Source organism: Paraburkholderia sp. EG304, from assembly GCF_046543485.1.
In the GTDB taxonomy this organism is placed as follows: Bacteria; Pseudomonadota; Gammaproteobacteria; order Burkholderiales; family Burkholderiaceae; genus Paraburkholderia; species Paraburkholderia youngii.
The window spans coordinates 1-26,145 of sequence record NZ_JBKGUA010000049.1 but is presented as its reverse complement, the minus strand read 5'-3'; the positions used below and the strand labels follow the sequence as shown (position 1 = coordinate 26,145).

25 protein-coding genes are annotated in these 26,145 nt (G+C 63.1%); 16 read left to right on the top strand and 9 right to left on the bottom strand.

Features of this window, described 5'->3' with window-relative positions:
- Positions 1-42 precede the first annotated feature (42 nt).
- From ACLFKU_RS34820 to pxpB, 5 genes are all read right to left on the bottom strand, one after another.
- A complete protein-coding gene (locus ACLFKU_RS34820) occupies positions 43-999 on the bottom strand; it encodes a DUF979 domain-containing protein (RefSeq protein WP_368586356.1) in 957 nt (318 codons plus the stop codon).
- Positions 996-1,769, bottom strand: coding sequence for a DUF969 domain-containing protein (locus ACLFKU_RS34815; RefSeq protein WP_368586357.1), 774 nt, complete (start codon positions 1,767-1,769; stop codon positions 996-998). Before ACLFKU_RS34815 ends, ACLFKU_RS34820 begins: the two co-directional genes overlap by 4 nt.
- Before the next feature lie 202 nt (positions 1,770-1,971).
- The gene (pxpA, locus tag ACLFKU_RS34810) at positions 1,972-2,724 is read right to left on the bottom strand and encodes a 5-oxoprolinase subunit PxpA (protein WP_410852170.1); all 753 of its coding nucleotides are present in this window, start codon (positions 2,722-2,724) and stop codon (positions 1,972-1,974) included.
- A 20-nt stretch (positions 2,725-2,744) separates the two neighbouring features.
- On the bottom strand, positions 2,745-3,797 hold the full coding sequence (locus tag ACLFKU_RS34805) for a biotin-dependent carboxyltransferase family protein (RefSeq protein ID WP_410852169.1): 1,053 nt from the start codon (positions 3,795-3,797) through the stop codon (positions 2,745-2,747).
- Positions 3,794-4,447: a 5-oxoprolinase subunit PxpB gene (gene pxpB, locus ACLFKU_RS34800; RefSeq protein ID WP_368586360.1), complete on the bottom strand. Its 654-nt coding sequence runs from the start codon at positions 4,445-4,447 to the stop codon at positions 3,794-3,796. Before pxpB ends, ACLFKU_RS34805 begins: the two co-directional genes overlap by 4 nt.
- A 210-nt stretch (positions 4,448-4,657) precedes the next feature.
- Between pxpB and ACLFKU_RS34795 the strand changes: the two genes are divergently transcribed.
- Entirely contained in the window at positions 4,658-5,170 is a 513-nt protein-coding gene (locus tag ACLFKU_RS34795) for a winged helix DNA-binding protein (RefSeq protein ID WP_018418717.1), read from the top strand.
- 50 nt (positions 5,171-5,220) lie between these two features.
- On the opposite strand, the gene ACLFKU_RS34790 is transcribed toward ACLFKU_RS34795, so the two are convergent.
- Entirely contained in the window at positions 5,221-5,763 is a 543-nt protein-coding gene (locus ACLFKU_RS34790; protein ID WP_410852168.1) for a 5-formyltetrahydrofolate cyclo-ligase, read from the bottom strand.
- A 77-nt stretch (positions 5,764-5,840) separates the two neighbouring features.
- On the opposite strand from ACLFKU_RS34790, the gene ACLFKU_RS34785 reads away from it, so the two are divergent.
- The 4 genes from ACLFKU_RS34785 (at position 5,841) to ACLFKU_RS34770 (ending at position 10,767) form a co-directional block, all read left to right on the top strand.
- Entirely contained in the window at positions 5,841-7,808 is a 1,968-nt protein-coding gene (locus tag ACLFKU_RS34785; RefSeq protein ID WP_368586362.1) for a lytic transglycosylase domain-containing protein, read from the top strand.
- A gap of 82 nt (positions 7,809-7,890) precedes the next feature.
- A complete protein-coding gene (locus ACLFKU_RS34780) occupies positions 7,891-8,844 on the top strand; it encodes a complex I NDUFA9 subunit family protein (protein WP_368586363.1) in 954 nt (317 codons plus the stop codon).
- Positions 8,845-8,884: 40 nt separating this feature from the next.
- Positions 8,885-9,538: a glutathione S-transferase family protein gene (locus ACLFKU_RS34775; protein WP_410852167.1), complete on the top strand. Its 654-nt coding sequence runs from the start codon at positions 8,885-8,887 to the stop codon at positions 9,536-9,538.
- Positions 9,535-10,767: a multifunctional CCA addition/repair protein gene (locus ACLFKU_RS34770; RefSeq protein ID WP_410852166.1), complete on the top strand. Its 1,233-nt coding sequence runs from the start codon at positions 9,535-9,537 to the stop codon at positions 10,765-10,767. Before ACLFKU_RS34775 ends, ACLFKU_RS34770 begins: the two co-directional genes overlap by 4 nt.
- Before the next feature lie 31 nt (positions 10,768-10,798).
- Here the strand turns inward: ACLFKU_RS34770 and ACLFKU_RS34765 are convergent, their stop codons facing one another.
- Together ACLFKU_RS34765 and ACLFKU_RS34760 are read right to left on the bottom strand one after the other, a co-directional pair.
- The gene (locus tag ACLFKU_RS34765) at positions 10,799-10,993 is read right to left on the bottom strand and encodes a DUF2905 domain-containing protein (RefSeq protein WP_018418711.1); all 195 of its coding nucleotides are present in this window, start codon (positions 10,991-10,993) and stop codon (positions 10,799-10,801) included.
- Positions 10,994-11,024: 31 nt separating this feature from the next.
- Positions 11,025-12,227: a class I SAM-dependent methyltransferase gene (locus ACLFKU_RS34760; RefSeq protein ID WP_410852165.1), complete on the bottom strand. Its 1,203-nt coding sequence runs from the start codon at positions 12,225-12,227 to the stop codon at positions 11,025-11,027.
- A 13-nt stretch (positions 12,228-12,240) separates the two neighbouring features.
- Here ACLFKU_RS34760 and ACLFKU_RS34755 point away from each other — a divergent pair, with 13 nt between their 5' ends.
- The 5 genes from ACLFKU_RS34755 to glmS all read left to right on the top strand — a co-directional run bounded on the left by ACLFKU_RS34755 (position 12,241) and on the right by glmS (position 17,939).
- On the top strand, positions 12,241-13,068 hold the full coding sequence (locus ACLFKU_RS34755) for an SDR family oxidoreductase (protein ID WP_410852164.1): 828 nt from the start codon (positions 12,241-12,243) through the stop codon (positions 13,066-13,068).
- Positions 13,069-13,158: 90 nt separating this feature from the next.
- Positions 13,159-13,554: a dihydroneopterin aldolase gene (locus ACLFKU_RS34750; RefSeq protein ID WP_013090805.1), complete on the top strand. Its 396-nt coding sequence runs from the start codon at positions 13,159-13,161 to the stop codon at positions 13,552-13,554.
- A 3-nt stretch (positions 13,555-13,557) separates the two neighbouring features.
- Positions 13,558-14,559, top strand: coding sequence for a tRNA 2-thiocytidine(32) synthetase TtcA (gene ttcA / locus ACLFKU_RS34745; RefSeq protein ID WP_410852163.1), 1,002 nt, complete (start codon positions 13,558-13,560; stop codon positions 14,557-14,559).
- A gap of 141 nt (positions 14,560-14,700) precedes the next feature.
- Positions 14,701-16,062 carry a bifunctional UDP-N-acetylglucosamine diphosphorylase/glucosamine-1-phosphate N-acetyltransferase GlmU gene (gene glmU / locus ACLFKU_RS34740; protein WP_368586369.1) on the top strand — a complete coding sequence of 454 codons (1,362 nt, stop codon included), beginning with the start codon at positions 14,701-14,703 and terminating at the stop codon, positions 16,060-16,062.
- A gap of 59 nt (positions 16,063-16,121) precedes the next feature.
- A complete protein-coding gene (gene glmS, locus ACLFKU_RS34735; protein ID WP_368586370.1) occupies positions 16,122-17,939 on the top strand; it encodes a glutamine--fructose-6-phosphate transaminase (isomerizing) in 1,818 nt (605 codons plus the stop codon).
- A 116-nt stretch (positions 17,940-18,055) separates the two neighbouring features.
- Here the strand turns inward: glmS and ACLFKU_RS34730 are convergent, their stop codons facing one another.
- Positions 18,056-18,445: a hypothetical protein gene (locus ACLFKU_RS34730; RefSeq protein ID WP_410852162.1), complete on the bottom strand. Its 390-nt coding sequence runs from the start codon at positions 18,443-18,445 to the stop codon at positions 18,056-18,058.
- Positions 18,446-18,571: 126 nt separating this feature from the next.
- Between ACLFKU_RS34730 and ACLFKU_RS34725 the strand changes: the two genes are divergently transcribed.
- The 6 genes from ACLFKU_RS34725 to ACLFKU_RS34700 all read left to right on the top strand — a co-directional run.
- On the top strand, positions 18,572-19,501 hold the full coding sequence (locus ACLFKU_RS34725) for a hypothetical protein (RefSeq protein ID WP_410852161.1): 930 nt from the start codon (positions 18,572-18,574) through the stop codon (positions 19,499-19,501).
- A 426-nt stretch (positions 19,502-19,927) separates the two neighbouring features.
- Complete coding sequence (locus tag ACLFKU_RS34720; protein ID WP_410852160.1) at positions 19,928-20,362, top strand: hypothetical protein; 435 nt, start codon at positions 19,928-19,930, stop codon at positions 20,360-20,362.
- Positions 20,349-21,398 (top strand): AAA family ATPase, encoded by a 1,050-nt coding sequence (locus ACLFKU_RS34715; protein ID WP_410852159.1) that lies wholly within the window; start codon positions 20,349-20,351, stop codon positions 21,396-21,398. The genes ACLFKU_RS34720 and ACLFKU_RS34715 overlap by 14 nt, the downstream gene beginning before the upstream one ends.
- Positions 21,280-23,895 (top strand): S8 family peptidase, encoded by a 2,616-nt coding sequence (locus ACLFKU_RS34710; RefSeq protein WP_410852158.1) that lies wholly within the window; start codon positions 21,280-21,282, stop codon positions 23,893-23,895. The genes ACLFKU_RS34715 and ACLFKU_RS34710 overlap by 119 nt, the downstream gene beginning before the upstream one ends.
- Entirely contained in the window at positions 23,892-24,785 is an 894-nt protein-coding gene (locus ACLFKU_RS34705) for a hypothetical protein (protein WP_410852157.1), read from the top strand. The genes ACLFKU_RS34710 and ACLFKU_RS34705 overlap by 4 nt, the downstream gene beginning before the upstream one ends.
- Before the next feature lie 273 nt (positions 24,786-25,058).
- Positions 25,059-26,145 (top strand): AAA family ATPase (locus tag ACLFKU_RS34700; RefSeq protein WP_410852156.1); only part of this gene is annotated, 1,087 nt, incomplete at its 3' end.

Genomic DNA, 26,145 nt, shown 5'->3' with positions numbered 1-26,145 from the left:
GGCAGCACCTCGTCGATACGAAGAAAAAGGTTCAAAAAAACACTACAGAAACATCAAGAAATTCAACAGAAAAATATTGATCACCAGCAGCGTCAACGCGGTCGGAATCTGCGCCTTGATCACCGCATTCTTGTCGGGTAATTCGAGCAGCGCGACCGGCACCATGTTGAAGTTTGCGGCCATCGGCGTCATCAGCGTGCCGCAGTAGCCGGAGAACATGCCGATCGCGGCCATCACGGCCGGGTTGCCGTGGAACACGCCGACGAGGATCGGCACGCCGACGCCGCCCGTCATCACCGGAAACGCGGCGAAGCCGTTGCCCATCACCATCGTGAACAGCGCCATGCCGATGCAGTACACGGCCACCGCAACGAAGCGGTAGTCGAGGCTGATATACGATGTCGTCACGTGCGCGACCGCCTTGCCGACGCCCGCGTCCGAGAACACCAGGCCAAGCATGCCGAGCATCTGCGGCAGCACCGCCGCCCACGACAGCGCATCGACGAGGCGGCGCGCTTCCTTCATCGACTGACCGACCGTGTCGCGTGTAATCACACAGGCGATCGCGAGCGCGATCACGCAGCCGAGACCGAAGCCGATCAGCGTGACGTTGGCCTTCTCGATCAACGGCACACCGCCGAACACAAGATGACTTGCCGCCAACGTGATGATCACGGTGACGATCGGAATCGTCAGCGCGGGCACGAACAGCCTGTTGCGCAGACGCGCGGCGCTCGCTTGACGCGCTTCGAGCGACAGCGTCTTCGGCTTGCCCGCGGTGACGCCGCCGAAGCCCGCGATCAGCGCCATCGCGATCACCGCGACGCCGACCACGGCCGGCGGCAGGCGGTCGCCGATCAGGAAGATCAGCGCGTAAAGAATCCAGAAGCCGCCCGCGGTGAAGCGGCGCGGATGCTGGCGGTCCATAACGATCATGCCGCCGACGATCAGCAGCACGATGCCGAGCAACCAGAACAGATAGGTGATCGTGAAGGTCATGCTTCGTCTCCGGTAGCACGCGTGCCCGACGACGGCGTCGATGTGGCAGTCGCTTTCGCGCTCGAAGTACCGTCCGGCACCTTGCCGCGCAATTCACGCTCGAGCCGCCGGTCGAGCAGCCAGAGCCGGAAGCCATGCACGATGAACGCGCTGATCGCGGTCGGAATGCCCCACACCGCCACGTGAATCGGCTCGACGACGATGCCCGCTTCCTTCAGGAAGGTCGTCATCAGCACGATCGCGCCGAACGCGACGAAGATGTCCTCACCGAAAAAGAGCCCGACGTTGTCGGTTGCGGCCGAGAACGCGCGCAGCCGGAAGCGCACCGCGTCGCTGATCTTGCCGAACCGGTTCTCGGTCGCGCCCTCGGCCATCGGCGCGATCAGCGGACGCACCATCTGCGGATGGCCGCCGAGCCCGGTCAGACCGACCGCGGCGGTCAGCTCGCGCACGGCCAGATAGACGATCAACAGACGCCCGGCGGTCGCCGCCTTGATGCCGCTGATCCACGCCTGCGCACGCTCGCGCAGGCCGTGTCGTTCGAGCAGGCCGATCACCGCGAGCGGCAGCAGGATGATCAGTGGGATATTGCGTGTCTTGATGAAGCCGGTGCCGATCAGAGCGAGGATTTTCTCCGGCGGGAAATGCGCGGCGAAACCGGTGATGATCGCGGCCACGGCGACGATCAGCATCGGATTGAAGCGCAACAGAAAGCCAACGATGATGACGGCCACACCGATGAGCGGCCATAAACTGACGGTTGTCTGCATCAGGGTCTCCAAAGAGGTAATTCAACTTCGCCGCGGGTGGCGGCTGACGTGAACCGGTGCATGCGGCCCCATGCGCCGGCGTGCTGCCGCGGCTCTGCGGCCGCAACTCTCTTCACCTACCCCGCGGATGCGCGTGCGTCGGCATCGGCGGGTTTGCAGCGGGCATCACCGCGCGCGGTGTGCACGGTGGCGATGCGAACGCTCAGACGCGTGCGACGCCCGCCGGGTGCACTTCGATGCCGGCCTCGGCGAGCGCGTCCCGAATGCGTCGCGCGAACGCGAGCGCGTGCGGGCCGTCGCCGTGCAGGCAGATGGTTTGCGCCTTCAACGGCACCCACTGTCCGTCGACGGCCTTCACGCGTTGCTCGCGGATCATCGTAAGCGTGCGCGCGAGCACTTCGTCCTCGTCGTCGAGCAGCGCGCCCGGCTCCTTGCGCGGCACCAGCGAGCCGTCGGCGCGATAGCCGCGGTCGGCGAACACTTCCTCGATCGCGGTCAGGCCCGCGTTGCGCGCGGCGCTGACGAGCCCGCTGTTGGCGAGCGCGAACACCGCCACCGACGGATCGAAGTCGTGCACCGCGGAGACGATCGCGTCGGCGATCTTCGCGTCGCGCGCGGCCTGGTTGTACAGCGCGCCGTGCGGCTTCACGTGCGCGATGCGTCCGCCCTCGGCCTGCGCGATCGCCGACAGCGCGCCGAGCTGATACAGCACGCCCGCGTAGATCTCGCCCGCCGGCAAATCCATTTCCTTGCGGCCGAAATTCTCGGGATCGTTGAAGCTCGGATGCGCGCCGATCGACACGCCTTTCTGCACGGCCCAGCGCACGCAATCGCGCATCGCGTTGGGTCCGCCCGCATGCCAGCCGCATGCGATGTTGGCCGAGCTCACGAGGTCGAGCAGCGCCTCGTCGGAGCCGCAGCCTTCGCCGAGATCGGCGTTCAGATCGATTTCCATGGGGATTCCTTTATTCACCGTTACAGCGCCGCGAGCGCCGCCTGGCGCGTGCAACGCTCTTCATGCATCGCGATCGCGGCATCGATCTGCCGCAGATACGTGCGTTCTTCCAGTAAAGCCTGGCGCGCCTCATAGGGCGTCGTCGGGATGAAACGGACCGCCGCGTTCAGGCGCACTTGCGCGAGCTTCCACAGATCGGCCTGGATCACCGCGCCGATCTTCGGATAGCCGCCGGTGGTCTGCGCGTCGCTCATCAGCACGATCGGCTGACCGTTCGGCGGCACCTGGATCGTGCCGGGCAGCACCGCGTGCGACAGCAGATCGGTCTTGTGCGTGCGTTTTAGTTCCGTGCCGGCAAGGCGGTAGCCCATGCGGTTACTGTTCGGCGTGACGAGCCACTCGTCGGACCAGAACGACTGCTGCGCATCCGTGGTGAAGCTGTCGTATTCGGGGCCGCGCAGCACGCGGATCGGTATCGCCCACGGCACGCCCGACGGATGCCGGCCGCGCCGCAGCGGCTCGGGGACCAGCACGAACTTGCACCATGTGGGCGCCTTCACGCCGAACGCGGGCGCCTCCGGCGCGAAGCCGAGGTGGCCGCGCTGCGGCGGCGCGCCGACCGGCAGACGGTCGCCATCGTTGAGCGCGCGGCCGCCGAGTCCGCCGAAACGGCCGGCGAGATCGGTGCTGCGCGAGCCGAGCATCGGCAGCACGTCGATGCCGCCCGCCACGCACACATACCCGCGCATGCCGCGCTTCGCCGCGTTCAGCACGAGCTCCTGGCCGGCCTGCACGGGCAGGCTCCACCATGAATAGACCGGCTTGCCGTCGAGCGTCGAGCCGAAGTCGGGGCCGGCGATCGCCACGCGCGTTGCGCGCAGAAAGCGCAGCACGGTCGGTCCGAAGGTGATTTCGAGGCCGGCCGCATCGGGGCGATTGCCGACCAGCCGGTTGCCGACTTCGAGCGACAACCGGTCGAGCGCACCACCCATCGCGACACCGAGATGCCGGTAGCCGTGGCGGCCGAGGTCCTGAATCGTGGTCTGGAGACCCGCGCGGATCACGTCGATCATGCGTGCATCCCCGCGATCGTGAAGCGCACCCGGTCGCCGGGCTGCAGCAGGGTGGGCGGGCGGCGCGCCGGGTCGAACAGCGCCACTTCGGTGCGGCCGATCAGCTGCCAGCCGCCCGGCGACACCGCCGGATAGATGCCGGTCTGCTCGCCGCCGATGCCGACCGAGCCCGCCGGCACTTCGAGCCGCGGCGACGCGCGGCGCGGCGTGTGCAGCGTGGGATCGAGCCCACCCATATAGGCGAAGCCGGGCTGAAAGCCGAGAAAGAACACCACGTAGGCGCCGCCCGCATGACGCTCGACGACCTCGCGCGCGCTCAAGCCCGTATGTTCGGCGACCGCCTGGAGATCGGGGCCGAATGCGCCGCCGTACTGCACCGGAATTTCGACGTCGCGTGTGGGCGCGGCGGTTTCTTCCGCTGCGTTCCAGGCGGTCAGCAACTGCTCGCCGAGCGCGTCGGCGTCGGTTGCGAGCGGGTCGAACACGAGCGTCAGATTGTTCATGCCGGGCACGACCTCGAGCACCTGCGGCCAGTCGCGCGCGGCTTCAGCGGCGGCCCACACGCGCTGCTGGCACTCCAGCGTGGCCGGCGGGGGAGCTTCGCAGACGAGCGCGGTATCGCCGAGCGGAAAGATTCGTGGTTGGCTCATGAGTGGGCGGCCCGGATCGAGTCGGAAAATGAGACGGACTGCGCGGCGCGTTGGCGCATGTCCGGCACGGAGTCGGCAACGTTTCGAGCGTACATTATCAATAAAATATTGACGATTTATCAATAAGCGTTTTTGCCAGGCTCGTCGGCGACGGGGCATCGTCGTACACTTGCGACACTTTTCCATCCCAATTCGTCACGGGAACCTCGTATGACGCGTCATCCCACCAAGATCGTTTCGTCGGAACACCTCGTCTCCGAGAGCAGCGCGGAGCTGTCCGAACTCGAATACGCGCTGATCATGGCGGGCAATGCGTTCAACCGCTGGATGGTGCGCTGCATGTCGGCGGCCGGCGACAAGGACATGACCGCGATCGAGGTGTCGCTGCTGCACCACGTGAGCCATCGCGAGCGCCGCAAGAAGCTCGCGGACATCTGCTTCGTGCTGAACATCGAAGACACGCACGTCGCGACTTACGCGTTGAAAAAGCTCGTAGCTAGAGGGTACGTAAAAAGCGAAAAGACCGGCAAGGAAGTGTTTTTTTCCGCAACCGACGCGGGCCGCGAGCTATGCCTGAAGTATCGCGAGGTGCGCGAGAACTGCCTGATCTCGACGCTCAAGGAAAGCGGCCTGACCAACCAGCAGATCGGCGAGGCCGCGCAGTTGATGCGCAATGCGTCGGGGCTGTACGACACGGCGGCGCGCGCGGCCGCTTCGCTGTAACGACGAAATAGCGCGAAAACGCCGAGCGTCACACGGCGCGCATCGCGAGTTCAGTCCGGCAGCGCCGGATGAAACCCCGCTTCGGTCACGATCAGATCGAGCGGAATGTCGTGCGCCTCGCGTTCCAGCGTGTCGGTGCGGCACGCTTCGTACGCGATGCCGACCGTGATCGGCTTGTGCGCGGTCGGCCAGGCGGCCAGCGTGCGGTCGTAATAGCCGCCGCCATAGCCGAGCCGATAGCCGTCCGAGTCGAAACCCACGCAGGGCACGAACAGCAGCTCGGGCAGCACGACGCGCCCCGAAGTGGGCTCGGCAATCTTGTGATGACCGATTTTCATCGGCGTCGCGGGCGTCCACGCATGGAATTCGAGTGCCATGCCACGTTCCTTAATGATTGGCAGACTGGCTTCGTGATGCGAATCCGCGGCGAGCCAGATCCCGATCGCGCCGCGCGCGTCGAACTCGCCGGCGAGCGGCCAGTAGAATCCGGCGCTGCGTACCGCATAGTGCTTCAGCGCGTCGAGCATTCGACGCCCGAGCGCGGCATTCTTCGACGGCTCGGAAGCCGCTTGCAGACGGCTTTCCAGCAACATCCGGCGCAGCGCCTTTTTGGTTGCGGGGACAGGGTTGCATGCTATGCTTGGGTCCAATTCGCGCTCCAGAAACAACGATGTCAAAACGCCTTTTTCGAGTATATCGCGCGGCCGGTATCGCGCTGGCCGCAGCGGCACTCGTGGCCTGCAGTACTGCCTCGGCCGTCAAGCCCCTCCCGATCTCCCAACTCACGAACGACGACCAGATTTTCGTCCAGCTTCGCGAAGCCGCGCGCACTAACGACGCAGCGCGCGCAGCCCAGCTCGCGAGCATGATCCCGGATTATCCGGCGCCCTCGTATCTGGAGTACTTCCAGATCAAGCCGCAGCTGTTCGATTCGACCGGCCATGCGCGCATCGACGCGCCGGATGCGCCGGTGCTCGCGTTCCTGCAGAAGTACGACGGCCAGGCGATCGCGGATCGCATGCGCAACGACTATCTGACCGTGCTCGGCACGCGCCACGACTGGCGCAACTTCGACCAGCAGTACGCGAAGTTCGTGCTCGACGACGACACTCAGGTCAAGTGCTACGCGCTCGAATCGCGCGCGTCGCGCGGCGAGAACGTCGCGGACGCGGCACGCGCGCTGCTCGTCGATCCGAAGTGGTACGGCGACGGTTGCGTCGATCTGATCACGGTGCTCGGCGTGAACCACCAGTTCAGCAGCGACGACGTCTGGGCGCAGATCCGTCTCGCGTACGAGCAGAACTACACGAACACCGGCAGTAAGCTCGTCGACGCGCTCGGCGACCCGCCGCCCGACCCGGTGCTGTTCAGCCAGGCCGCCAATACGCCGCCGCTGCTGCTCGCGCGCGGCGTCGGACCGGACGCACAATCGCATCAGCTGGCGCTGCTCGCGATCACGCGCATGGCGCGCAACGATCCGGCCATGGCCGCGGCCACGTTCGCATCGGTCGCGCCGTCGCTGAATTCGCCGGAGCGCGCAATCGGCTGGGGCACGATCGGCTATCAGGGCGCGCTCAAGCAGATGCCTGCCGCGGTCGACTGGTTCCGGCTGTCGGCGAACGCGCCGCTGTCGAATCCCGCGTATGAATGGCGCACGCGCAGCGCACTGCTCGCCGGCGACTGGAACATGGTGCGCTGGTCGATCGAACAGATGCCCGAGTCGCTGCGCAAGCAGCCGTCGTGGGTGTATTGGCATGCGCGCGCGCTGAAGCAGGCCGGCGACACCGCGACGGCCAACCAGGAATTCCAGTCGATCGCGTCGAACTTCAATTTCTACGGCCAGCTTGCGCTCGAAGAACTCGGCCAGAAGATCACCGTGCCGCCGAAAACCACGGTCACCGACGCCGAAGTGCAGCAGGCCGGCACCACGCCGGGCTTCGATCTGGCGCAGCGCTTCTATGCGCTGAATCTGCGGCTCGAAGGCAATCGCGAGTGGAACTGGCCGCTGCGCGGCATGACCGACCGGCAACTGCTGGCGGCCGCCGAGTACGCGCGCCGTATCGAGCTGTACGACCGCACCGTCAACACTGCGGACCGCACGAAGAGCGAGCACGATTTTTCACTGCGCTATCTATCGCCGTTCCGCAACATCGTCGAGCAGGACGCGCAGTCGAGCGGGCTCGACGTCGAGTGGGCGTACGGGCTGATTCGTCAGGAGTCGCGCTTCATCATCAATGCGCGCTCGGATGTCGGCGCGGGCGGACTGATGCAGCTGATGCCGGCCACCGCGCAGCTGGTCGCGAAGAAAATCGGTCTGGGCCCGCTCTCGCGCGAGCAGATGAACGACATCAACACCAACATCCTGCTCGGCACGAACTACCTGGCGATGATCTACAATCAGTTCGACGGGTCCGCCGTGCTGGCCACCGCTGGCTACAACGCAGGTCCGGGCCGTCCGCGCAACTGGCGGCAGTCGCTGCAGCGCCCGGTCGAAGGGGCGGTGTTCGCCGAGACGATTCCGTTCCAGGAGACTCGCGACTACGTCAAGAATGTGCTGTCCAACACGGTCTACTACGCGGCATTGTTCGAAGGCCGTCCGCAATCGCTGAAGGCGCGCCTGGGTTACATCGCACCGTAAGCGCCTTGCCGCCGCAATCTCGTTTCGAGGTTGCGGCGCGCTTCGCCAGCCGTTGCCGCGGCTTCCATCAGGGAGTCGAAAAATGCGACATCAAGCTATCGCGGTCATCGGCGGCTCCGGATTCATCGGCAGCTACCTCGTCAACTCGCTCGTCGAAATGGGCAAGGATGTGCGCGTCGCCACACGGCGACGCTACAACGCGCGCCATCTGACCACACTGCCGATCGACGTGCTCGAAACCGACGTGTTCGATCCGGTGCAGCTCGCGCGCTTCGTCGAAGGAGCGGATTGCGTGATCAACCTCGTCGGTATCCTGAACGGCAAACGCGGCAAGCCTTATGGACCGGAGTTCGCGCATGCGCACGTCGAGTTGCCGACGCGCATCGTCGCCGCCTGCGAAGGCAAGGGCGTGCATCGGCTGATTCATCTGAGCGCGCTCGGCGCCAATCCGAGCGGCCCGAGCATGTATGCGCGCTCGAAGGGCGACGGCGAGAAAGCCGTGCATGCGGCGAACGTCGCATGGACGATCTTCCGTCCGTCCGTCGTGTTCGGACCCGAGGACGCGTTCCTGAACAAGTTCGCGTTTTTGCAGCGCGTGTTTCCGGCCATCCCGCTCGCGATGCCGGACGCGCAATTCCAGCCGGTCTATGTCGGCGACGTCGCGAAGGCGATCGTCAACGTGCTCGATATGGATGGCGCGGGCCGCCGCACCTACGAGCTCGGCGGCCCCACCGTCTATACGCTCGAAGACCTGGTGTCGTATTGCGGCGACGTGATCGGCAAGCATGCGCGCATCATCCGTCTGCCCGAGCCGCTCGCGCGGCTGCAGGCGCTGAGCTTCGAACTGGCGCCGGGCGAACCGGTGATTTCGCGCGACAATCTCGATTCGATGAAGGTCGCCAATATTCTGAGCGGGCCACTCGCGCCGGAGCTCGGACTCGAACCGGTCAGCATCGAAGCGATCGTGCCGACGTATCTGACCGGCGCGTCCTCGGGGTCGCGACTCGACACGTTCCGAGCCAGCGCGGGGCGCTGAACCCTCGCACAATCCCATCCAACACTCCCTGATAACAAGCATGAAACTGCTGATTGGTGACAAGAACTATTCGTCGTGGTCGATGCGTCCGTGGCTGCTGCTCACGCACTTCGGCATTCCGTTCGACGAGGAACTGATCCTGCTAAACGAAGCGGACACGAATGCGAAGATCCTCGCTCAGGCACCGCGTGGACCGGGCAAAGTGCCGTGCCTGATCGACGACGCGGGTCAGGCCGTGTGGGATTCGCTCGCGATCGCCGAAACGCTCGCCGAGCGCTTCCCGCAACACGCGCTGTGGCCGCGCGACGCGGCGGCGCGCGCGCATGCGCGCAGCGTCAGCGCCGAGATGCATTCGGGCTTCGGCGATTTGCGCTCGAAGATGTGGATGAACATCCGTGCGTCGTTCCCGGGCAAGAACGCGACGCCCGGCGCGCTCGCCGACATCGCGCGGATCGAGACGATCTGGCGCGACTGCCTCGACACCTACGGCGGTCGGTTCCTGTTCGGCGAATTCAGCATTGCCGACGCGATGTATGCGCCGGTCGCGATGCGCTTCAACACGTGGAAGCCGGCGTTGTCGCAGACCTCGGCCGCCTATGTCGCGCGGCTTACCGGGCTGCCCGCCGTCAATGCATGGATCGATGCCTCGCGCCGTGAAACGCACGCGATCGCCTATCAAGACGAATGCCCATGAATATCTATGCAGTAGGTGGCGCGGTCCGCGACGAGCTGCTCGGCGTACCGGTGCAGGACCGCGACTATGTGGTTGTGGGCGCGACGCCCGAGCAGATGGTCGCGCAGGGCTATCGGCCGGTGGGCAAGGACTTTCCGGTTTTCCTGCATCCGCAGACGCACGAGGAGTACGCGCTCGCGCGCACCGAGCGCAAGACGGCGGCCGGTTATCACGGCTTCCAGTTTTTCTATGCGCCCGACGTGACGCTCGAAGAAGATCTCGCGCGCCGCGATCTTACGATCAACGCGATGGCGCGCGAGGTGCGCCCGGACGGTGAGCTGACCGGCCCTGTTATCGATCCGTTCAACGGCCAGGCTGACTTGCAGGCGCGGCTCTTTCGCCATGTCAGCGATGCGTTCCTCGAAGATCCGGTGCGGATTCTGCGCATCGCGCGTTTCGCGGCGCGCTTCGTCGAATTCACGGTCGCGCCGGAAACGCTGGCGCTGATGCGCGAAATGGTCGCCGACGGGGAAGCCGATGCGCTGGTGGCCGAGCGCGTGTGGCAGGAAGTGTCGCGCGGATTGATGGAGAAGAAGCCGTCGCGGATGTTCGACGTGCTGCGCGACTGCGGCGCGCTCGCGCGAGTTCTGCCGGAGATCGATGCGTTGTTCGGCGTGCCGCAGCGCGCCGACTATCACCCCGAAGTCGATACCGGTGTTCACGTGATGATGGTGCTGGACCATGCCGCGCAGCAGGGCTACACGCTGCCGGTGCGCTTCGCAGCGCTGACACACGACCTCGGCAAGGCGACCACGCCCGAGGAGCAACTGCCGCGGCACATCGGCCACGAGGGCCGCAGCGTCGATCTGCTCAAGCCGTTGTGCGAGCGGCTGCGCGTGCCGAACGAGTGCCGCGATCTCGCGGTGCTGGTCGCGCGCGAGCACGGCAATATTCATCGCGTGATGGAGATGGGGGCGGCGGCGCTGGTGCGCCTGCTCGAGCGCAGCGACGCGATCAGGAAGCCGGCGCGCTTCGCCGAGGCGCTACAGGCCTGCGAGTCCGATGCGCGCGGGCGGCTCGGCCTCGAGATGAGCGAGTACCCGCAGGCCGAGCGGCTGAGGGTGGCGCTGGTGGCCGCGCGAGGCGTGGATGCGGGAGCGGTCGCCAAGCGGCTCGCCGATGCGCCGGCGGGCATCAAGGACGCCGTGCATGAGGAGCGGGTGCGCGCGGTGCAAGCGGCGCTTGCCTGAAGCGGAGGTAACGTGAAGCGGCGCGCGGTGTCTACAACACCCGCGCCAATAGCGATAACAGCATCGACAGCACCAGCGTCGACATGAACGGAAACGGATACTCGCGGCCGAACAGCCGCAAGGTCACGTCGCCGGGCATCCGGCCGATGCCGAGCTTCCTCAGCCAGGGCCAGCACGACGACAGCACCGCGACGGCAACGAAGGTAGTCAACAGCCAGCGAATCATCGCGAATCCTCGAAGCGGAGCGGCTTCACAATCACAGCGTATGCGAGCGGTCGCCGCTCGAAAAGGCCCGCAGCGTATCGTCGAGTCCGCGCGAAAACGCGATCACCTTGAAGAGTTCGCCCATCTCCGCCTCGGACAGCAGCTTCTGTACCGCGTTGGCCGCGGGCAGAAAACGCCTGGCGTCGGCGGGATCGATTTCGCCGAGCACCTCAGTGACACCCGCGTTCAGCAGGAAGCGCGCTTGCGACGTGAAGCCGAGCAGGTCCGCGCCGGTCTCGACGCCCGCCTCGGCGATGCCGGTGAATTCGACGTGCGCGGTGATGTCCTGCAGACCGGGGTACAGGAACGGGTCGCCGTGCGCGCGATGCCGGTAGTGGCACATCAGCGTGCCCTGCGCGCGCTGGTCGTGGTAGTACTCATGGCGCGGAAAGCCGTAATCGATCAGCAAGATCGCGCCGCGCGCGAGCATCGTGCAGATCGTGCGCGTGAAGGCGCGGGCGGCTTCGTGCGTTTCGGTCACGTAGCCGTCGGCGGCGTTCTCGCGATCAGTATCGATTTCGGTCAGCAGCGCGCGGTCCGCGGCGGCCGCGACGGGGCGGTCGTCGAACGCGAATGCGCCGTCGCGCCACACCACGCCGCGCTCGTGCCAGACACCGCCGTTTTGCGCGAAGAGGCGCACCGGCATCGCATCGAGCACCTCGTTGCCGATCACCACGCCTTCGAAGCGCTCCGGCAATGCGTCGAGCCAGCGCACTTTGGCGAGCAGTTCGGGCGCGGCCGCCGCGATCGTTTCGCGCTGCCGCTCGCGCAGCTCCCCCGACAGATCGACGATCGAATAGCTGTCGAATTCGGCGCCGAGCGTGTCGAGCGCATTGAGCAGCCCCGCGGCGAGCTTGCCGGTGCCGGCGCCGAACTCCATCACGTCGCGCGTGCCGCTCGCCTCCAACGCTTCGGCGACCGGGCGCGCGAGCGTCGCGGCGAACAGCGGCGACAGTTCCGGCGCGGTGACGAAGTCGCTGCCGTCGTCGGCGCGCAGGCCGAATTTGCGCGCACCGCCGCTGTAGTAGCCGAGCCCCGGCGCGTACAACGCGCGCTCCATGTAGCGGTCGAACGGCAGCCATCCGCCGGCCGCGTCGAGCTGCGCGCGGATCTCGGCGACGAGCGCGTCGGACTGCGCGAGCGCGCTCGGGCCGGGAGCAGGTAAACTATCGGGTTGGTGAGCTTTCGGATTCATCCCCGCATTGTAAATGACCGTTTCTCCGGACATCGCTGCCCGCGCGGCCGAAGCGCCGACTGAACCGCCCCGCGTCGTGCTGATTACCGGCGCCGCGCGCCGCATCGGGCGCGCGCTCGCACTCGGCTTCGCCGCGCGCGGCTGGGACGTGGCCGTGCACTACGGGGCCTCGCGTGAGGACGCCGACGAAGTGGTCGCGCAGATCGTCGCGCTGGGCCGCCGCGCGGTCGCGCTGCACGCCGAGCTCGGCGACGAAGCGCAGGTCGCGCGGCTGCTGCCGGACTGTGCCGCGGCGCTAGGGCGGCCGTCGTGCATCGTCAACAACGCGTCGCGCTTCGAGGAAGACACGGCGCGCGACGTCGGCTACGACCTGCTGCTGAAGCTGACCGCGATGAACCTCGGCGCGCCGCTGGTGCTTGCGCGCATGCTTTACGACGCGACGCCCGATGCCGCGCTGCGCGACGAAAGCCAGCGCAGCGTGGTCATCAATGTGCTGGATCAGAAGCTGTACAACATGAACCCGGACTATCTGTCGTACACGCTGTCGAAGGCGGCGCTGCAGACCGCGACGGTCGCGCTCGCCCAGGCGCTCGCGCCGAAGGTCCGGGTGGTCGGGCTCGCGCCCGGCCTGACGATGCAATCGGGCGACCAGACCCAGCACGGGTTCGAGGCCGCTCACCGTATGACGCCGCTGGGCCGTGCGTCGCGGCCCGAGGATATCGTCGCCGCCGCGCTGTATCTCGCGGATGCAGCCGGCGTCACCGGAACGACGCTGGTGGTCGACGGCGGGCAGCATCTCGTGCCGCTGCCGCGCGACGTAATGTTTTTGACGGGCGCCTGACATGCGCGCGCGGCCAGCCTTCGAAGCGGCCATCGCGTGTGGCGCAGCGCCCCTTTGCGTGCCCCGCACGCTTTTTTGACTGGAACGAACATGTTTGCCGCTCTTTCGCACCCCCGGCTCGCCGATTGCCGCCGGCTGTTTCTGCGCAATTACGAAGTGCACATCAATATCGGCGTGCACGACTTCGAAAAGCGCGGCGAGCAGCGCGTCGTGATCAACGTCGAACTGTTCGTGCCGCTCGCGATGTCCACGCCGGTGCACGACAAGCTCACCGAAGTCGTCGACTACGACTTCATGCGCTCGACGATCGCCAAGCGCGTGTCGCAAGGCCATATCCATCTGCAGGAAACGCTGTGCGACGACCTCGTGCGCGTGATGCTCGAACATCCGCAGGTGCGCGGCGCGCGCGTGTCGACCGAGAAGCCGGATGTTTATCCGGACTGCGACGCGGTCGGCGTCGAAGTCTTCCGCATCAAGGAGGACTGAGCGATGAATGCACCGGAAATGCTGAACGCAGGCAACCAGGCCGCCGAGGCCGCCACGGCCTCGAACGCCGCGCGTGCTTCGAAATCGCCGCTCACGCGCCGCGAGCAGAAGGAGGCGTACGAGAACAACAAGCTGTTCAAGCGCCTCGCGCGCCAGGTCGGCCAGGCGATCGGCGACTACAACATGATCGAGGACGGCGACAAGGTGATGGTGTGCCTGTCGGGCGGCAAAGATAGCTACGCGATGCTCGATATCCTGATGCGGCTGCGCGAGCGCGCGCCGATCAATTTCGACATCGTCGCGGTCAACCTCGACCAGAAGCAGCCGGGCTTCCCTGAGCACGTGCTGCCCGAGTATCTGACCCAGCTCGACATCCCGTTCCACATCGAGAACCAGGACACTTACAGCATCGTCAAGCGGCTAGTGCCGGAGGGCAAGACCACCTGCTCGCTGTGCTCGCGACTGCGGCGCGGCATCCTGTATCGCGTCGCCGGCGAGCTCGGCGCGACCAAGATCGCGCTCGGCCATCATCGCGACGACATCCTGCAGACGCTGCTATTGAACCTGTTCTACGGCGGCAAGCTGAAGGGCATGCCGCCCAAGCTGCAATCGGACGACGGCAAGAACATCGTGATCCGGCCGCTTGCCTACGTGAAGGAAACCGATCTGGAGAAGTACGCGGAGCTGCGCGAATTTCCGATCATTCCGTGCAATCTGTGCGGTAGCCAACCAAACCTGAAGCGCGCGGAAATGAAGGCGCTGGTGCGCGACTGGGAGAAGCGTTTCCCCGGCCGCATCGAGAACATGTTCAACGCGCTGTCGAACGTGGTGCCGTCGCATCTGATGGACCACCAGCTGTTTCCGTTCGCGGGGCTGCGTGCGACCGGCGAGGCCGACCCGCAAGGCGACATCGCGTTCGACGAAGAACCCTGCTCGAGCGGCGACGAAGGTGCGCCGCTCACCGGCGCCAAGACCATTCCGCTGGTCCAGTTCGACGACCTGTAGAGAGCGAAAAATGCTTGTTTTGGCGGTATTCCGGCGGTTTTCCGCTGGCCTGCACGCCCTGCCGAGGCCGCTTCTGCGGCCTTTTTTGCAGGTGAAGCATGATAGAATCGTCCGCTCCAAACTCGTCTATTTGCCGACGCCATGAACATCGTCATTTTGGCGGCAGGTACCGGCAAGCGCATGCGGTCCGCGCTTCCCAAGGTGCTCCATCCTCTGGCCGGCCGGCCGCTCCTCGCTCATGTCATCGACACCGCCCGCGCGCTGAAGCCCGCGCGCCTGATCGTCGTGATCGGCCACGGCGCCGAAGCCGTGCGCGAAGCCGTCGCGGCGCCCGATATCCAGTTCGCGGTGCAGGAGCAACAGCTCGGCACCGGCCATGCGGTGCAGCAAGCGCTGCCGCTGCTCGATCCTTCGTTGCCCACGCTGGTGCTCTATGGCGACGTGCCGCTCACGCGCGCGCAAACGCTGCGCGCACTGACGGAGCGCGCCGGCCAGGACGGCTACGGCGTGCTCACCGTCACGCTGGACGATCCGACCGGCTATGGCCGCATCGTGCGCGATCAGCATGGCAACGTGCAGCGCATCGTCGAACAGAAGGACGCAAGTCCCGAACAGCTGAAGATCGCTGAAATCAACACCGGCATCATCGTCGCGCCAACCGCGCGCCTCGCCGGCTGGCTCGCGGCGCTCAAGAACGACAACGCGCAAGGCGAGTTCTATCTGACCGACGCGGTCGAGATGGCGATCGAAGCCGGCCTCGAAGTCGTCACCACGCAGCCCGACGACGAGTGGGAAACGCTCGGCGTCAACAGCAAGCAGCAGCTCGCCGAACTCGAGCGGATTTATCAGCGCAATGTCGCCGACGCGCTGCTCGTCGCGGGCGTGACGCTCGCCGATCCGGCGCGCGTCGACGTACGCGGCACGCTCGAATGCGGCCGCGACGTATCGATCGACGTCAACTGCGTGTTCGAAGGCAGCGTGTCGCTCGCTGACAACGTCAGCATCGGGCCGAACTGCGTGATCCGCAACGCGCGTATCGGCGCGGGAACGCGCGTCGATGCGTTCTCGCACATCGAAGGCGCCGAAGTCGGCGCGAAGGCCGTTGTCGGCCCGTATGCGCGCTTGCGCACAGGCGCGGCGCTGCAAGACGAGTCTCATGTAGGGAACTTCGTCGAGATCAAGAACGCGGTGCTCGGTCATGGCTCGAAAGCCAACCACCTCACCTACATCGGCGACGCGGATGTCGGCGCGCGCGTGAATATCGGCGCGGGCACGATCACCTGCAACTACGACGGCGCGAACAAATTCCGCACCGTGATCGAGGACGACGTGTTCGTCGGCTCGGACACGCAACTGGTCGCACCGGTGCGCGTGCAGCGCGGCGCGACGATCGCGGCCGGCACCACGGTGTGGAAAGACGTCGCCGCGAATGCGCTGGTGTTGAACGATAAAACCCAGACGAGCAAGACGGGCTACGTGCGCCCTGTCAAAAAGAAAAGCTGATCGATACGGCGCGCCCACGAGGCGCGCTCACTGAATTCGGCACTGAAAAGGAATACACCATGTGCGGCATTGTCGGCGCGGTTGCGCAACGTAACATCGTTCCCGTCCTGATCGAAGGACTGCGACGTCTCGAATATCGCGGCTACGATTCGTGCGGCGTCGCCGTGCTCGGCGCTCGCGGGCCGAGCCGCGCGCGCAGCGTCGCGCGCGTCGCCGACCTCGACGCTCAGGTGCGCGAAGGTCACCTCGAAGGCGTGACGGGCATCGCGCATACCCGCTGGGCCACGCATGGCGCACCGGTTACCGACAACGCGCACCCGATCTTCTCGCGCGATGCGCTGGCGTTGGTACACAACGGCATCATCGAAAACTACGAGACCCTGCGCGAAATGCTGCGTGGCAAGGGTTACGAGTTCGTTTCGCAGACCGACACCGAGGTTATTGCTCACCTGATCCATAGCCTGTATCGCGGCGACCTGTTCGCCGCGGTGCGCGAGGCGATCGCGCAACTGCATGGCGCGTATGCGATCGCGGTGCTGCACCGGGATCAGCCGCATACGGTCGTCGGCGCCCGCCAGGGCTCGCCGCTCGTGGTCGGACTCGGCGACGGCGAAAACTTCCTCGCCTCCGACGCGCTCGCGCTCGCGGGCAGCACCGAGCGCTTCATCTTCCTCGAGGAAGGCGACGTCTGCGAACTGTCGCTCGATGGCGTGCGCATCGCCGATCGCCAGGGCGAGATCGCGCAACGCGAGGTGCGTCAGGTCGCGGCCTATGGCGGCGCGGTCGAACTCGGCCCGTATCGCCACTTCATGCAGAAGGAAATCTTCGAGCAGCCGCGCGCGATCACCGACACGATTCCGCAAGCCGACGCGTTCGATGCGTCGATCTTCGGCGAAGGCGCCCGCCAGGTGTTCGCGGACATCGACAGCCTGCTGATTCTCGCGTGCGGCACCAGCTACTACTCGGGACTCACCGCCAAGTACTGGCTCGAATCGGTCGCGAAGATTCCGACTCAGGTCGAGATCGCGAGCGAGTATCGCTATCGCGAGTCGGTGCCGAATCCGAAGTCGCTGGTGGTGGTGATCTCGCAGTCGGGCGAAACCGCCGACACGCTCGCGGCGCTCAAGCACGCGCAGGAACTCGGCCACAACCACACGCTTGCGATCTGCAACGTCGGCACGAGCGCGATGGTGCGTCAGACCGAGTTGTCGTTCCTCACGCATGCGGGCCGCGAGATCGGCGTAGCGTCGACCAAGGCATTCACGACGCAGCTGGTCGCGCTGTTCACGCTGGCGGCAACGCTCGCGAAGCTGCGCGGACGTTTGAATGACGAGCAGGAAGCGAGCTATCTGAAGCAGTTGCGCCACCTGCCGGCCGCGCTCAACAGCGTGCTCGCGCTGGAGCCGCAGATCATCGCGTGGGCGGAGGAGTTTTCGCGCAAGGAACACGCACTGTTCCTCGGACGCGGCATGCACTATCCGATCGCGCTCGAAGGCGCGCTGAAGCTCAAGGAGATTTCGTATATCCACGCCGAGGCGTATCCGGCTGGCGAGCTCAAGCACGGGCCGTTGGCGCTCGTGACCGAAGCGATGCCGGTGGTGACGGTTGCGCCGAACGATGCGCTACTCGAAAAGCTGAAGTCGAACATCCAGGAAGTGCGCGCGCGCGGCGGCGAGCTGTATGTGTTCGCCGATGCGGACACGAAGATCGTCAACGGCGAAGGGCTGCATGTGATCCGGATGCCAGAGCACTATGGCTTGCTGTCGCCGATCCTGCACGTGGTGCCGCTGCAGTTGCTCGCGTATCACACCGCATGTGCGCGTGGCACGGATGTGGATAAGCCGCGCAACCTGGCGAAATCGGTGACGGTGGAGTGACGGCGAAGCAGGAGAAGACGTGTAGCTGGAGAGCACTATTAGTTTCGGTTAACGAGCGCTGTTAGTTTGGGTTAGCAGTGGCTCCAAGCTGCTTCCAACTCCTTGTCAGAAAAGGATTAACTGGAACTAATGGTCGCTCTCCGCAGCCGACTCCATTGGTCCTTGTCTGCGCTGGCCGAATGTAGCAGGAGCCACTCAACCGCACCTTCCGGGTACTCCTGTGGCCAATTCCCTGCGAGCAACCGCACCGCCTTACCCACCTGTTCCCAAAGCTGGCCGCCGCTGTTGCCAAACCGGCATCCTCCCATTGCGTCCAGAATCGTCTGCGCGCAACCCAGCCTGTCGACCGCGCGCTGAAGGCGCTCAACCATCTGCTCGCCGAGGCCGAGTTCGCGGCGGACAACTTCCACGTCGGTGACCGCATCGGCTAGCAACAGGCCGACGAGGGTGCATGCCTCGCTGTCAATTGGGGGACTGGCGCTCATCGCTTCGATTTTTATCTCCATCTCCCCTGTAGCGGCGCTTGTTTAAACGGACTTCACGCGGGACCGGGACTGCTGGTGGGACCTCAAGACTTGTTCGCAATGGGCCGTTATCGAATTGGGGCACATACAACAAGAGAGAGCAGCAAGATGGCGCAGGAGTACACCGCGGAGATTGGTCGGGCACTCGGATGGGATTTGGCGTACTACGGATGGAATCCGCGAGAAGACGCCCCCGCTGATGTCAGGGAAGGACACGCTGCCGGCAAGGCTCACCATGGAAGCAGGACCAAACAGCCGACGCGCTTTGAGCGCAAATGGCTGCAACTTCGTCAGAACGCCCTAAGGCGCGGGCGAGTCGTCGACAGGAATGTCACACCCCAATTCATTGAATTCATCGACTACCCCACCTGCCCAGTAACGTTAGTGGAGCTGACACACGGCACCGGCGAAGATACGGATTGGTCGGTGGACCGGGTCAACAACGACGGGGCGTACGCTGAAGGCAACCTTGTTGTCATGAGTACTCGTGCCAACAAGGCCAAAGGCGACAAGTCGTTCCTCGACGTTACGGGGTTGGCGGCAGACGGGTTGGCGCTGCCAGGACTCTCGCTCCGGGAGACGCTCCGTATGCGCTGCCTGATGGAGGGGCCGTGTCGGGTCTCCGACTACGGGGAGCCGAGGAACACACTATGGACACGGCTCTGCCGGGGCAGCACGCGCACCGACTACCAGTCGCTGCAGCACATCTTGTTAATGGCGGCAGGTGAAGACTCGACACACCGCAATCGCATCACCAAGAAACTATCCGTCGCGCACGTGGATTCGAAGGCGAGCGCAAATCTGCTGAAAATCGCCCTAGCTAGTCTCGTCCATCGGCTCAAGACCGCCGACTACCCATATGACGCCTGTGGGGATGTCGATTTCCAGAGCCTACTGAAAAGGTGGGCCGAAGCTATTCCTGCTAGCCGCAAACACGCACTCAAGGCGGAATTGGACGAAACCTCCGGCAGTCGCGTCGTCGCGAAAGAAACACTCCGCGGCTGGGCGCTGGACACGAAGGGGCGCTACTCGGCTTAGGTTCCGCTTTCGTGTCGAGTACGACGGTGTGGCTCACCGTCGAATCGCTCATTAGAGGTTGCCAGACTACTGGCAGAAAACTGGAAAACTGTATATATATACAGTATCGATGGGTAGCGACGTACTCCGTACCTGCGCGACAGTGCCAGGCGGAGGCGATTCGCGAAGTGCCGGTTATGCCCCCGACCAGATTTTTGGGGCGTTACATTGCTCCCGGAAACGGCCCTTGCATCGCCAGCGCGACTCGATGACTCCGCAATGGAGACAGGGCCCAACGAAAACGTGAAACGCCATCGCGGTTGCGTTTCACTTCTGGATGTTTCTTTTTACTGGGAAAAAGAAACGAAATTGATACATTTATCCGCTTTCTTGTTGCGTTTTGTTGCGTGATGCAATACACTTTCCGGAATACTGGGGAAAGTGTCGATGCCAAAGGTAGTTCGTGACGAACAACTAGCTGCACGTGTTCGCGCATTTATCGAAAAATGTGGGTCGGTGTCGGCTGCGGCCACTGAATTAGACGTCGACCGTACGCTCCTTTGGCGCTTTAACCGCTCTGGTTGTGCCATAGAGAGAACGCGTGCTTTGCTAGCCGCGGGCTTGGAACAACATGAAAAAGAAACGGCAATTGGGGAAAGTGCAACGAGTGCGGCTCCTGCTGCCTTGCCGGCAAGCGTGCCGGTTGAGGACCTCATCGCAATGCGGGCTTTCTTGCAGAACATGCTGAACGTGATTGATGCCTATGTGGGGAGTCCTGCCGGTGGTGCCGCCTCGGCTGGATTCGCGCAGCCGATTGCGGGCAGCAACGTTACCCGCCCCGAGAACATGCCGATGATTGGGGGACAGAATGGCCAATCCTAATATCCGCGGCGACCGTCAGGCGCTGCAACGAACAATGGATGCAATTCTCGAAGCGAGTCGTGCAAGCAAGCGAGAAACGACGCAGCCGGCACAGACTTCGCTGTTCGCTCCATCGGCAAATGCTTTGCCAAATGGGATATCGGAACTGGTATTTGACGTTCCGACCAATAAGCGGCTGAGCGACCTCGTTCTGTCCGAACATCTCAAAGACAGCGTGGAAGAATTCATCTATGAGTTCTCTCATGCGTCATTGTTGCGCGAGCATTCTGTCGAGCCTCGGCATACGCTGCTGTTGATTGGCCCGCCCGGAAACGGAAAGACGAGTTTGGCGGAGGTCATTGCTGCTGAACTTTCGCTTCCGCTTCTCTCGGTGAGATATGACGCTATCGTCGACAGTTTTCTAGGCGAGACTGCAAATCGTTTTCGGAGGCTTATCGATTACGTCGCGACCAATCCGAGCGTCCTGTTTTTTGACGAATTTGACGCTGTCGGAAAGGACCGAGGGGATTCTCAAGAAACGGGCGAAATCAAGCGGGTGGTGAGTTCTCTACTCGTTCAACTTGACCGGTTACCGAGCCATTCCGTTGTAATATGTGCGACTAACCACCCCGAGTTGCTGGATAAGGCCGTCTGGCGTCGATTTGAAGTTCGGGTGGAGGTTCCTTTGCCAGGACCAAGTGAGCTTAAAGAGTGGTTCCACAGATTTGAGCGTTCGCTCGGTGCGAGCGCAGGAATCGATGCTCAGGAGTTTGCTGATTGCATGGCGGGCGAGAGCATGTCCGAAATCGAGGCATTCACACTCGACGTACGCCGCAAGCTCATTCTTTCACGCGGAAAGCTTACTCCGGCGCGTGCAGTCCAGGAGATTCTGGGACGCTGGCAAAGGCGTTTAAGAAAGAACTTGCAGAACGGGGACTATGTCGCAGAACTATCCAGTGGTCCGACTGCTGAGAGAGCAGCAGAGCGGAAAGCGAATAAAAGGACCGCCTCCAAAAGGAATCTTCGCTCAGAAAAGAACGCCGCAGGAGCAGAGTAACCGCTATTCCGGTGCTTTCGAGAAGATTGAGCAGACTACCGAACGCCTAAAGAATGGCATCGACGTTTCTAACGACCCTCGCGCGGTAACCCCCGATAGGGCGTTGGTGATTGAGCTTCTTGGTCGCGTCGAGGAGTTCGAAAGGGCTGCGAAAGCTCTCGGATTCGAGTGGCTGACGAGTGAATACGATGACTCGTCTCCGGACGATGACGACGAAGAGGTCGACGGCTCGGACGGCAACGATGGCGTAGGCGCGACGTACCTCTATCTCACTATGCCAACAGTGAAAGGACTGGAGACTCTCCTTTCCCGTTGGCGCGCTTTTAAGGCGGGCAAGAGTGCGCCGTCGGGTGACGGCCTATGGTGGGCGCTCTTCAGCTACCTCCACGATATTCGAGTCTGGTCCGCAAAGGACCGCATCGACCCGTCAATCGCCAGGTACGTGGAACTGATGTTGTCAGGAGACCCTGACACACCGGTTGTCATGGAGGTGGACCTCTGGTACCGCAATGAGGCTGAAAGGCGAGACAGGGCTCTTCGCACGCTTCTGGAACTGCTCAAGGAAGTGGGCGGGGAAATGCTCGACTTCTGCACAATTCCTGAAATCAATTACGAGGCTGCGCTTGTTCGCGTGCCGGCTAACGTCGCTCGTCTTTTGGCGAACAGGGACGGCAAACTTGCGAACGCGGATGAGATTATGACCATCCGGCCGCAGTCCCTGTATGAGGCCGAGGCTGGAAATAGCTCGACGCCTAAGATGCCTCCGGTAGATTCGAAGCATCAGGATGGCGCGGCTCCCGTCATCGCAGCCATCCTTGACGGCTACCCCGTCCAGGGTCACGAGGCGCTTGGCACCCGCATCGCAGTTCATGAAGTCGATATCGAAGGGAGGGATGTTCCGGTTGCTGCAAGGCGGCACGGCACTGCGATGGCGTCGCTGGTCGTTCACGGTGATTTGCACGCGCCGCAGGCGCCTCTGAATGCTCCTGTTGTTGTCGTGCCTGTGCTCACTGTAGGTGCAGGCGGAGCCGGAGAGACTACGCCCCCCGGAAAGTTGCCAATCGGCATCATTTATCGAGCCGTAAAGTCTCTGGTCGCCGGTCTGGACGGTGAAGCGGCCGGCGCTCCTGAAGTCGTCCTCATCAACCACTCTATCTGTGACAGGTACGCCCCCTTCGTCAGGCGACCGACACCTTGGGCGGTTCTGCTCGACCACCTGAGCCACGCGCATCGACTCCTGTTCGTAGTTAGCGCCGGTAACATTGAAAGCGCCTTCCCGGTGGAGCTATATCCCGACAAGAGTAGTTTTGACAGCGACTCCTCAGCACAGCGCGAAGCGGCCATCCTTCTCGCCATCGAGAAAGCGAAGGGTTTGCGCGGCATTCTGAGCCCGGCTGAATCAATCAACGCACTCACTGTCGGTGCGCTGCACGCGGATGGCTCGGCAGCGGCCCCGGCAGGGGTTGTCGACCCTTATCCGAGCGTCGCGATGACGAACATCTGTTCCGCGCTTGGGTTTGGAGTCCGACGCGGCATCAAACCGGACCTCGTCGAATTCGGTGGACGCCAGACGGTCGTCATCTCGCAGGAGCCGGACAACGTTGCGATTCGCGGATTCCAGTCAGTTCACATGGGGCAGATGGTAGCGTCACCCGACCCCGCTGGTGGAGACCTTCGGAAAGTCACGCTTAGCACGGGGACGAGCAACGCCGCTGCGCTCACGACCCGGGCCGGTATTGTGGTAGCACAAGCCGTGCGCGAGATTTATGCAGCAGATGGCATCAACTGGCTTAACCTTCCGACGCGCGCAGTCATACTCAAGGCTTTGCTCGCGCACGGCGCGCGCTGGGGAGAAATCGGCAAGCTTCTGGAGGAGGTGTACCCTCCAACCGAAGCCATGAGGCATCATCGTCGCCGCGAAACTATCGCGCAATTCATCGGATACGGCAGGCCTCAGCCTGAACTAGTGATATCCGGCGACCAGAGTCGAATTACGCTTCTCGCAGCCGACACCATTTTCCACGACCATCTGCACGAATACCGAATCCCCTTGCCAACAGCGATGCTTGGCACGAACGAGGTTCGCCGAGTTGTAATTACCCTCGCATGGTCCACTCCGGTAAGTGTCACCACGGACGCCTATCGAGGTGTCGGTCTAAAGATAGTCAACAGCCACGGGAAGAAGAACTTCTGGGGCGGTGTTGAGCGAACCTTGCAGCCGAACTCAAGGAGCACGGAGCGAGGCACTCTGACTCACTTCGTCCTTGAGGGACGAAAAAAAGTCGCGGCGATTGCCGACGAAAAGGGGCTCTTCGTCGGTGTACAGGCGTACGCGAACAGAAGCCAATTTCACGTTGCCGAAGTCCCGTACGCCTTGGCAATTACGCTTGAAATGGCGCAGTCGCAACGGTCAGCGGGGCTGTATGCCGAGGTCCGGAATAAAATTCAAGAACGCGCTAGAGTGCGTGGCAGAGCTCGAGCAGGAGCAAAAGCATGACAGGAACAATCTTCGATTCGTCTTTATCACTCGGAAGCCGCGACGATAACGCGATTGCCGAATACCTGATGTCCATCGATGACATCGACGGCGCCAAGAGCGTTTTGGCTCAGGCGCCCGGAGGCCAAGGCTTCCTTTCCTTCGGTAGCGCCTATAAATGCTCAGGCTTTATGCTGGGTTTCATCGAGCCACCCAAGGATGACGAGGTAGAGGTCCCAATCCGCGCTGCAAGTGTTGTTCAGGCAGACCATAGTCTCGTCGGCCAACGCATCAAGATTTCACTCGACAAGTTCTTCGTCCATGCATACCCCGGCTCGGGTGAGCACAACATCCTCTGTGAATTTGCTGGCAAGAATCAGGTCGCCGACGAAGTCGAAGAACTGCGTTTTGCCGTCAGAACGAAGGTTCGGGACAATGCCAGCGCCAGTATCTCAGGCCATCCTATTTTTCTTGGGGTCACAGTCGGTTCGAACGGAATCTCGTTTGAAGGCCGGGCAATCAACGTGGGCAGCAGCCTCGATGAAACTGTGCTTTCAGCGTTGGATAGCGCCGCATTCAAGAGCGGTCTTTCACTGATAGCAACTGCCCAACCGGCACTCAAGCCGTTTGCCGGGCTCGCGGCGTCGGTGGTAAAGGCTACGCTCGACCGGAAAAAGAACGTGCAAGTGCATACGTTTAATCTTGGACTGGATTTCGGTGGTAACGCGTCTTCGGTTCGACTGCGGGTCGGCTCCTACGTTGTTGTTCAGACCGATGACCAGCAGTGGGATTGGAGTGGCTATAGGTGGAATCGTGGCACCTTAAGCCTGCGGTCGAAGGAAGGAGCGGCGCCGAGCGTCAACTACATGGTGTTCGGCGTTACCAAGTTCGAGTCAGCACCTCAGACATAAGTGTTCCCTCAGGAATTGCTAGCGCCGCACTCCTTGTGGGTCGCCCGAAGAACGGGCGTGAGGGAAACGCAGCTTCTTGCGATGCTGCAGGAAGGCGCAGTTCCTCTGCGCATAGGCAAACTGAATGAGGCCGTCTCTAGTCGGGATGGCCTGAGAGACCATCCTGAGCCGCTCGTGATGCACGTCTCTGCGACTCACGGTATTTGCTTCGAAGAGCTGGCGAAGAACTAAAACGCAGTTGTGAGAGAAGCCGTTTGGCTTCTGGGGTCAAGGATGAAGCTGGCACGCTTTGCGAAGATTAGCGGATATCGCATTTTCAGGGATTTCGCTTGGCCGAACGGTCTTGAGGACTTCAGCCGGTTCAATCTGGTCTACGGCTGGAACGGCTCAGGGAAGACAACGCTCTCCATCCTTTTTAGGTCGCTTCAGATGGCGACACCCATCGCCGACGGAGACGTTGAGTTCATCTTTGACGACGCGAAAGTCTCGGGGAGGAACCTAAACGAGGCGGAACTTCCAGCAGTCCGCGTATTCAATCGAGATACTGCAGCGCGCAGTGTGTTCGAGGCTAGCGGTGGAACGCTCGGGCAATTTCCGCCGGTCTATGTATTCGGCGAGGAAAGTGCAGAAAAACAGCGTCAGCTAAACGAGTTGAAGCCGAAGCAGGAAAGTCTTGCAGAGGCCGTCAAAAAGGCTTCGGCAGACGAAGCGCGTGCTCAAAAGGAGCTTAACGAATACGCGGCGACGACAGCACGAGCGATAAAGAACCTGCTGGTTGCGCCAGGCGGTAACTTCAACAATTATAACGCTGCGGACTTTCGCGCGGAAATCGCGCGCATTTCTCAGGATACGAAGCAATTGCTCTCGGCCGAGGAGCGTCAATTGCTGCTCGACCGCAAGGACGCACAGCCGCGCGAGTTCATCCGCGTCTCAAACGTTCAGTTTCCAGACTTGACGGCCTTGCGGAACGAGGCTCGTGAGGCTCTCAAGAAGTCGGTAGTGTCGAACGTTATCGATGAGCTTGCCGCGAATTCGGACCTCAGTGCTTGGGTCCGCCATGGTTTGACGCTACACAGCCAGCCGAATGACTCGAAGACGTGCAAATTTTGCGAGCAACCATTGCCTGCCAGTCGGCTGAGACGCCTTGAAGCGCACTTCAATGACGAGTTCCGACGCTTTACCCAAGAGCTGCAGCAGCTGAATGCCTCAAACACAGTCCGGAGGAGAGTGGGGTCGTCGGTGCGTATTTCGGATGAACGTGACCGGCCGTTTCGGGATCGTGACCGGGGATTTCGGCAACGTGACCGGTCATTTCGGGAACGTGACCGAGCGGACCGGACGGCAGGATTGGCGTTGCGCA